Consider the following 7,589-nt stretch of genomic DNA (forward strand, 5'->3'; position numbering starts at 1 on the left):
CGCGACCCGGGTCGGACCTGCGCGTCGCGGAGCGGGCGCTGGCCGGCGCCGTCGACGGCCCGGTGCCCGACGTCGCGGAGGCCGACGAGCAGCCCGGCCTCGGGGTGTCCGGCCTGGTGGCCGAGCTGCGGGAGCCCGGCCCGGGCGACGGCGGCGCCACGGCCACCGTCGTCGCGCACGCGGTCCTGCTCGGCGGCCCGGACTGGTTGGCCGAGCACGGGATCCGGGTGCCCCCTCCGCTGTCGGTGGAGCGGGAGCGGGCGGTGGCCGAGGGCCGCGCCGTGCTCGTCGTCGCCTGGGACGGGTGCGCGCGCGCCGTGCTCGCGCTACCGCGTGCACCGCACCCCGCGGCCCGACCGGGGGTGGCGGAACTGGCCGCGGCCGGGGTCGCGCCGGTCCTGCTCACCCCCGACGACGACGGCGCCGCCCGCGCCCTCGCCGCGGCGTCCGGTCTCGCCCCGGCCGACCCCGACGCCGTACGCCCGGGGTTGGACGCGGCGGCGCGGGCCGCGGCCGTCGCCGGGCTGCGGGTACGCGGCCGCACGGTCGCGGTGGCGGCCGACCCGGCCACCGACGAGGCCGCCCTGGCCGCCGCCGATCTGGCCGTGGAGCTGGTCCCCTGGCCCGCCGCCGACGGGGCCGGACCCGGGTCCGCGGACGGCCCGGACGACGTTCCGGACGCGCGGCCGGACCCGGTCGTGGTGCCCGCACCCGGATCGGAGAGGATCTGCGCCCGTGGCGGCCCCGCGGAGGTGGCCGCCGCCCTGCTGATCGCCCGCCGTGCGCGGGCTCAGGTCCGCTCGTACGTCCGTGCGGCCGTGGTGCTCGCCGTGGCCGGCGTGGTCCTCGCCGTACTGGGGACGCCCGCGGTCGTGGTGGCCGCCGTGCCGGTCCTGGGTGCGCTCGGGCTCGCCGCCCGGGGCCCGCACCGCCGATCGTGAGAGGTTGTCACCCTTCTGCGGAGAAGCCCGTTCACGGATCGTTCGTCAACGCGGTTACCTGCTAGTAGGGTATTCCCACGACGGGTGAGAGGTAGGGGGCCCATGACCGGAACCGCCACGCCACGGGGCGCACGACTGTCCCGCGGTGCGCGGCGCGCCCAGCTGCTGCTGGCCGCCCGCGACGTGTTCGCCGACCAGGGCTACCACGCCGCCGCGATGGACGACATCGCCGAGCGGGCAGGCGTCTCCAAGCCCGTGCTGTACCAGCACTTCCCCGGGAAACTGGAGCTGTACCAGGCGCTGCTCACGACCTACGCCGAGGAGCTCGTCGAGCGGGTCTCCAACGCCATCGAGCGGACCGAGCACAACAAGGAGCGCGTGCAGGCCGCCGTCGCGGCGTACTTCGACTTCGTCGCCGGCGAGGGCAAGGCCTACCGCCTGGTGTTCGAGTCCGACCTGCGGGGCGACCCGGAGGCCGCGGCGCTGGTGGAGAGCGCGCTGGACCGCTGCATCGACGCGGTCGCCGGCGCGGTCACCACCGACGCCGGCCTGGACCAGGACCGTGCGCGGCTGCTCGCCGTCGGTCTCGTCGGGCTGAGCCAGGTCGGCGCCCAGTTCTGGCTGGACTCCGACCAGCGGGTCCCGCGCGACGAGGCCGTGGCGCTGATGGCCTCGCTGGCCTGGCGGGGCATCGCCGGGTTCCCGAAGCAGGGCCTCGACCAGATCTGACGACCCGGCCCCGGCGGCGGGGCGAGCGGCTCAGGCCGCCTGCTCCGCCCCGGCGCGGCGCACCAGCGCGGCGATCCGGCCGGTGACCCCGCCGACCCGCTCCACCGGGAGCATGTGCCCGGCGCCGGGGAACACGGTCAGCTCGGCGCGCGGCAGGCTGCGATGGATCCGCCGGGCGAACCGCGGCGGTGTGAGCCGGTCCCGGGTCCCCACGAGGATCTCCACCGGCAGCGACGAGAACGCCGCCAGCGCCTCGTCGCGCTCGTGGCTGGTGAGGGTCGGGGTGAACCCGGAGACCGTCGTCGGGCGGCAGTCGGCGATCGCCTCGCAGGTCGCGCGGACGGCGAGCCGGTCCGGCCGGGTGCCGAGCAGCAACGGCTGCAGCCCGGCCCGCAGCAGCGTGGGGTGGGTCGACAGCGACCGGCGCCCGGTCCACAGCGGGCTGACGGTCACCTTGTCCTTGCCGGCCAGGAACATCTTCGCGGGCCGCCCGGTCATCCCGAGCGTCGCCGCCGCCCCGAGGCCGCCGCTGGCGGTCGCGACGAGCGCGACACCGGTGACCCGGGACGCGACGAGGTCGGGGTGGCGCTGGGCCAGCGCCATCGCCGTCATCCCGCCCATCGAGTGCCCGGCGATCACCAGCGGCCCGGTCGGGGCGAGCCGGGTGATCACCTCGGCCATGTCGTCGGCGAGGACGTCGAGGGTCTTGAGCTCGTCGGGGGTGTCGTCGGAGCGGCCGTGCGCGCGGTGGTCGTAGCGGATCACCCGCGGCGCGGGGCCGCCGCCGGGCGCACCGACCGCGAGGGCGTCCGCGACCGGGGCCCAGCAGCGCTCGTCGAGGGTCCAGCCGTGCGCCAGCAGCACCGTGACCGGCGCCGACTCCGGGCCCGAGACCCGGGCGAACAGGCCGGTCCCGTCACGGGTGACGATCCGTGTACTCATCGCGGGATGCCTCCTCAGATCAGGTGGGCGCGCTTCCACAGGGTCTCCGTCGGGCCGCCGACGATCCCCTGCTCGCGCAGGAACGGCACGAGCTTGCGCGAGGACCAGCGCAGCATCTCGTGGTGGTGCGGGTTGGCCAGCGCCGCCTTCCGCCCGACGGCCGGATCGATCCCGACGCTGCGGTAGACCTCGGGGTGGACGAGGTTGCGGGCGACGACGAACGCGATCCGCGCGGTGAGGTAGCGGGCCCAGGCGCGCTCGGCGCGGTTGGTCCTCGGCATGATCCGCTGCAGCTCCTCCCGGGCGTAGCGGACGTGCCGCGCCTCCTCGGTGACGTGAATCTTGTTGATCATGCGGGACAGCGGCTGGACGCGCTCGTCGCGCATGCCCTCCCGCTGGAGCTGGTCGAGGATCTCCTCGACGTAGAGGGTGCCGGCGAACATCGCCGGGCCGGTGCCGATGGTCTTCATCAGCCGGCCCTGCTCGTGGGTGAGCCGGCGCGGGGCGTAGTCCGGCACGCCGTAGCGCTCGGTGGCCTTGGCGAACATCATCGAGTGCCGGCACTCGTCGGCGATCTCGACCAGCGCGTACTGGATGTGCGCGCGACGCGGGTCGCGGTCGTAGGCGTAGCGCAGCAGCATCTGCATCAGGATCATCTCGAACCACAGCCCGATCCGGGCGACGCTGCAGAACTCGTGCACCGACAGCGTGATCCGCTGCTCCTCGGTGAGGCCGTCCCACAGCGGCGTGCCGTAGAGCGACACGCGCTCGGGGACGATGCCGTACCTGCCCTCGACCAGCGGGGCGTCCCAGTCGATGTCGATCGACGGGTCGTAGGAGGTCGTGACCGAGCTCTTGAGCAGCCGTCGGGCGGTGTCCTCGCGGTCGGCGAGGTTGGTCTTGCTGCCGGTGCGGGCGGGAGCGCTCATCGGTCGCGCCTTCCTGCTGGGAGGGGCCTGCGGTGGCGGGTTCCACACCCGGAACCCTTGCTGTTACCGCCGGTAACGGTTACCACTGGTAACGTGCCCCAGGACACGAGGGATGTCAAGCCGGACGCGCGCAGCCGCCGACGGGAGGAACGGCGGACCGAGATGGTCTCCGCCGCCGTCGAGGCGATCCGCGAGCACGGCCCGGGGGTCTCGGTCGCCCAGATCGCGGCCGCGGCCGGCATCACCAAGCCGGTGCTCTACCGGCACTTCGCCGATCGCGCCGACCTGCAGCGGGCCGTCAGCGAGCACGCCGCGGACATGCTGATGCAGCGGATCTACCCGGTGCTGGCGATCGATGCCGAGCCGATCGAGCACGTCGCCGCCGTCATCGACGCCTACCTCGGGATGATCGAGGACGAGCCCCAGCTGTACCGGTTCGTCGTCGCGAACCCGGCCGAGCCGGTGCCGGGCGCCGAGATCGCGCAGGATGTCCGCGGCCAGATCGGCGCCCTGCTCACCACCCTGTTCGGGGAGCGGCTGCGCGCCGAGGGCCGCGACTCCGGCGGCGCCGAGGCGTGGGCGCACGGGATCATCGGGATGGTCCAGACCGCGGGCGAGTGGTGGCTGGAGCGCCGGACGATGAGCCGTGACGCACTCACCAACTACCTGTCCGCGCTGATCTGGGGCGGGATCGCCGGCGTCGCCGGGATCGACTCCCCCACCGCGAACGCCGACATCCTGCGGCTGGTCCCCGAGCCGCAGGTGCACGACGCCTCGGGGCGCGACCGGTGAGCGGCGACCACGACGAGGGCTACCGCGGGCCCGCCACCCTGGTGCTCGGCGGGGAGACCGTCGACGTCGAGGTGCTCCTCGACGCCCGGCACGAGCCCTTCGACGGCAGGCTCCACTGGTCCGGCCGGGTCGCCGCGCACCCCCGGCTCACCGCGCTGCTCGGCAGCCGCGGCGGCACCGCCGAGGTCCGGACGCCCGGGCACGCCGCCGTCGGCACGCTGTCCGAGCCGGACGTGTGGGACCGGTTCCGGATCACCGGCACCGGCAGGCCGCCGTTCGCGCTGGACGGGCCGCCCCCGCCGGAGACCGACTGACCCGCGCACACCGGCTCCGGACACGCGTCGGGCCCGGTCCCGCGGACGGGTACCGGGCCCGGACGACTCCGTGTGCGTTCAGCCGCTGAGGCCGAACCCGACCCGGCGCTCCTCGGTCGGGCCGATCTCCACGTACGAGATGCGGGCGACCGGGACGACGTAGCGACGGCCCTCGTCGTCGGTGAGGTCCAGCAGTCCGTCGTCGGACTTCATCGCCCCGCTCACGAGCTGGGCCACCTCGTCCGGCGTGCGGTCGCTGGACACCACGAGCTCCCGCGGGGTCTCCGCGATGCCGATCTTGACCTTCACCGGTGGTCCTCCCGATCCGTCACTTCTGATCACCTTGCCCTCGCCAGGCTAGTCCAGATCGGGCCGGAGCATCGGCGAGCCGGGAGCGGACCGCCGGGCCGGGGCTCAGGAGAGTCCGAGCCTGCCCATCCGGCGGCCGTGCGCGGTCTGCACCTTCCGGATGAGCCCGGCCACACCGCCCTTCTCCCCCGAGCCGAGCACGATGAACTCGGCCAGCTCGTCGCGCTCGGCGACGACCCGCTGGGCGTGGGTGACGGCCTCGCCGAGCAGCCGCCTGCCCCACAGGGCCAGCCGGTCGCGCTGCGCCGGGTTGGCGGTGCAGGCGGCCTGCACCTCGCGCTCGGCGAAGGCGGAGTGCCCGGTGTCGGCGAGCACCCGCTGCACCAGGTCGCCGGTGCCGGGGTCCACCCAGCCCGCGACCTCACGGTAGAAGTCGGCGCCGAGACCGTCGCCGAGGTAGGCCTTGACCAGCGACTCCAACCAGCTCCGCGGGGCGGTCGAGGCGTGGTAGCTGTCGATCAGCGCGACGAACGGCGCCATCGCGTCGGCGACGGCGATCCCGCTGCGACCCAGGTGGTCCTCGATGAGGCGGAAGTGGCCGATCTCGGCGGCCGCCATCGTCGACAGCTGCGCGCGGCCGGCCAGCGTCGGCGCGGCCCGGGCATCCTCGGCGAGCCGGTCGAACGCCGACAGCTCGCCGTAGGCCAGCACGCCGAGCAGCTCCACGGTCGCGGCCGTCGGCGCGTCGCCTCCAGTGGTCATGACCGTCACCCTAACCGGGCCGTACGGGCCCGCCGGGCGGCCCGCGGCGGCCGCCCGGGCCACGGGGCGAGACAACTCACCACACCCGGCGACGCCCGCGCCGTCGTGTTCGCGCGCCGCGACGGGTACCATGCGGGCAGCGCGTCACCGGATTTCGGGCTCATGGAACTCCATGCGGACGCGCCCACCGCGCGGGGACCGGGTAACGGGACGAGCGGCCGACACGGCCGAGCACGTCTCACCGGGACCCGCACCCGAACTGGTGCGCGCAGCGCCTCGGCGGCTCTCCCGCCCGGACCGTCCCCGACGGCCCGGGGCCGGTCGACGAGCCACGCCACGGCTCCTGTGCGCGGAGAGAGGCGATCACACTGTCCCGAGTCGACAGCACCGACACCCCCGAGGCCGACCCGGGCTTCCTGCCCACCGGCATCACCCCCAGCGAGACCCCGCTCGGCGTGACCAACCCCGGCGGCGAGAAGCTCCCCCCGACCTTCGCCGAGCTCGGCGTCCGGCCCGAGATCGTCTCCGCGCTCGCGGAGAACGACATCGTGCGCACGTTCGCGATCCAGGAGCTCACCCTCCCGCTGGCGCTCGCCGGCGAGGACGTCATCGGCCAGGCCCGCACCGGCACCGGCAAGACGCTGGGCTTCGGCGTCCCGCTGCTGCAGCGGATCACCCCGCCCGGTGAGCGTGCCGCGGCCACCGCCGAGGGCGAGGCCGCCGACCGCACCAAGGACGTCCCGCAGGCGCTCGTCGTCGTCCCGACCCGCGAGCTGTGCGTGCAGGTCGCCCGGGACATCGCCGCCGCGGGCAAGAACCTGGGCGTGCGCGTCGTCGCCATCTACGGCGGCCGTGCCTACGAGCCGCAGCTGGAGGCCCTGCGCAAGGGCGTCGACGTCATCGTCGGCACCCCGGGCCGGCTGCTCGACCTCGCCGAGCAGCGCCACCTGGTCCTCGGCCGGGTCAAGGCGCTCGTCCTCGACGAGGCCGACGAGATGCTGGACCTGGGCTTCCTGCCCGACGTCGAGCGGATCCTGCGCATGCTCCCCGAGGAGCGGCACACGATGCTGTTCTCGGCCACCATGCCGGGCCCGATCGTCCAGCTCTCGCGCGCCTTCCTGACCCGCCCGACGCACATCCGCGCGGAGGAGGCCGACCAGGGCTCCATCCACGAGCGGACCAAGCAGCTCGTCTACCGCGCGCACGCGATGGACAAGGTCGAGCTGGTCACCCGGGCCCTGCAGGCCAGGGACCGCGGCCTGACAATGATCTTCACCCGGACCAAGCGGACCGCCCAGCGGGTCGCCGACGACCTCGCCGAGCGCGGCTTCGCCGCCGCCGCGGTGCACGGTGACCTCGGCCAGGGCGCCCGTGAGCAGGCGCTGCGCGCGTTCCGCGCGGAGAAGGTCGACGTGCTGGTCGCGACCGACGTCGCGGCCCGCGGCATCGACGTCACCGGCGTCACGCACGTCATCAACTACCAGTGCCCCGAGGACGCCAAGACCTACGTGCACCGGATCGGCCGCACCGGCCGCGCCGGGCGCGAGGGCGTCGCGGTCACGCTGGTGGACTGGGACGAGACCCCCCGCTGGAAGATGATCTCCGACGACCTGTCGCTGGGCATCGACGAGCCGGTCGAGACCTACTCGACCTCGGACCACCTGTTCACCGACCTCGACATCCCGACGACGGCGTCCGGGCGGCTCCCGCTGTCCGCGCGCACCCGCGCCGGGCTCGACGCCGAGTACATCGACTCCGAGGGCGACCACCAGGGCGCCCGCAAGCCGCGCGGCAGCCGTCGTGACGGCGCCGGGCGCGACGGCGGCGGCCGCGAGGGCAGCCGCGACGGCGACGGCGACGAGGGCGGTCGC

The 7,589-nt window shown here is 74.8% G+C and carries 9 protein-coding genes; 5 read left to right on the forward strand and 4 right to left on the reverse strand.

The genetic code is table 11. The features are described from left to right. A partial coding sequence (locus NH602_RS25720; RefSeq protein WP_253069136.1) for an HAD family hydrolase occupies positions 1-941 on the forward strand: 941 nt, incomplete at its 5' end. A 102-nt stretch (positions 942-1,043) separates the two neighbouring features. Then, positions 1,044-1,670: a TetR/AcrR family transcriptional regulator gene (locus tag NH602_RS25725; RefSeq protein ID WP_062400521.1), complete on the forward strand. Its 627-nt coding sequence runs from the start codon at positions 1,044-1,046 to the stop codon at positions 1,668-1,670. Positions 1,671-1,700: 30 nt separating this feature from the next. On the opposite strand, the gene NH602_RS25730 is transcribed toward NH602_RS25725, so the two are convergent. Next, positions 1,701-2,612: an alpha/beta fold hydrolase gene (locus NH602_RS25730; protein WP_073578319.1), complete on the reverse strand. Its 912-nt coding sequence runs from the start codon at positions 2,610-2,612 to the stop codon at positions 1,701-1,703. A 14-nt stretch (positions 2,613-2,626) separates the two neighbouring features. Beyond that, positions 2,627-3,541: a diiron oxygenase gene (locus tag NH602_RS25735; protein ID WP_179760983.1), complete on the reverse strand. Its 915-nt coding sequence runs from the start codon at positions 3,539-3,541 to the stop codon at positions 2,627-2,629. A gap of 162 nt (positions 3,542-3,703) precedes the next feature. Here NH602_RS25735 and NH602_RS25740 point away from each other — a divergent pair, with 162 nt between their 5' ends. After that, a complete protein-coding gene (locus NH602_RS25740; RefSeq protein WP_083659134.1) occupies positions 3,704-4,333 on the forward strand; it encodes a TetR family transcriptional regulator in 630 nt (209 codons plus the stop codon). Continuing rightward, positions 4,330-4,647 (forward strand): DUF4873 domain-containing protein, encoded by a 318-nt coding sequence (locus tag NH602_RS25745; RefSeq protein ID WP_073578316.1) that lies wholly within the window; start codon positions 4,330-4,332, stop codon positions 4,645-4,647. Before NH602_RS25740 ends, NH602_RS25745 begins: the two co-directional genes overlap by 4 nt. Before the next feature lie 78 nt (positions 4,648-4,725). On the opposite strand, the gene NH602_RS25750 is transcribed toward NH602_RS25745, so the two are convergent. Together NH602_RS25750 and NH602_RS25755 are read right to left on the reverse strand one after the other, a co-directional pair. Next, positions 4,726-4,956: a DUF3107 domain-containing protein gene (locus NH602_RS25750; RefSeq protein WP_073578315.1), complete on the reverse strand. Its 231-nt coding sequence runs from the start codon at positions 4,954-4,956 to the stop codon at positions 4,726-4,728. Positions 4,957-5,061: 105 nt separating this feature from the next. After that, complete coding sequence (locus NH602_RS25755) at positions 5,062-5,718, reverse strand: ferritin-like fold-containing protein (RefSeq protein ID WP_253069137.1); 657 nt, start codon at positions 5,716-5,718, stop codon at positions 5,062-5,064. Positions 5,719-6,173: 455 nt separating this feature from the next. Here NH602_RS25755 and NH602_RS25760 point away from each other — a divergent pair. After that, positions 6,174-7,589, forward strand: a 1,416-nt coding sequence (locus NH602_RS25760) for a DEAD/DEAH box helicase (protein ID WP_374210264.1), incomplete at its 3' end; no start/stop codon positions are given.

Origin of the sequence: Pseudonocardia sp. McavD-2-B, assembly GCF_024124365.1 — a bacterium.
Lineage (GTDB): Bacteria > Actinomycetota > Actinomycetes > Mycobacteriales > Pseudonocardiaceae > Pseudonocardia > Pseudonocardia alni.

Coding starts and splice junctions, on each gene's coding strand:
- NH602_RS25725 (WP_062400521.1), top strand. CDS start 1,044: ATGACCGGAACCGCCACGCCACGGGGCGCACGACTGTCCCGCGGTGCG.
- NH602_RS25730 (WP_073578319.1), bottom strand. CDS start 2,612: ATGAGTACACGGATCGTCACCCGTGACGGGACCGGCCTGTTCGCCCGG.
- NH602_RS25735 (WP_179760983.1), bottom strand. CDS start 3,541: ATGAGCGCTCCCGCCCGCACCGGCAGCAAGACCAACCTCGCCGACCGC.
- NH602_RS25740 (WP_083659134.1), top strand. CDS start 3,704: ATGGTCTCCGCCGCCGTCGAGGCGATCCGCGAGCACGGCCCGGGGGTC.
- NH602_RS25755 (WP_253069137.1), bottom strand. CDS start 5,718: ATGACCACTGGAGGCGACGCGCCGACGGCCGCGACCGTGGAGCTGCTC.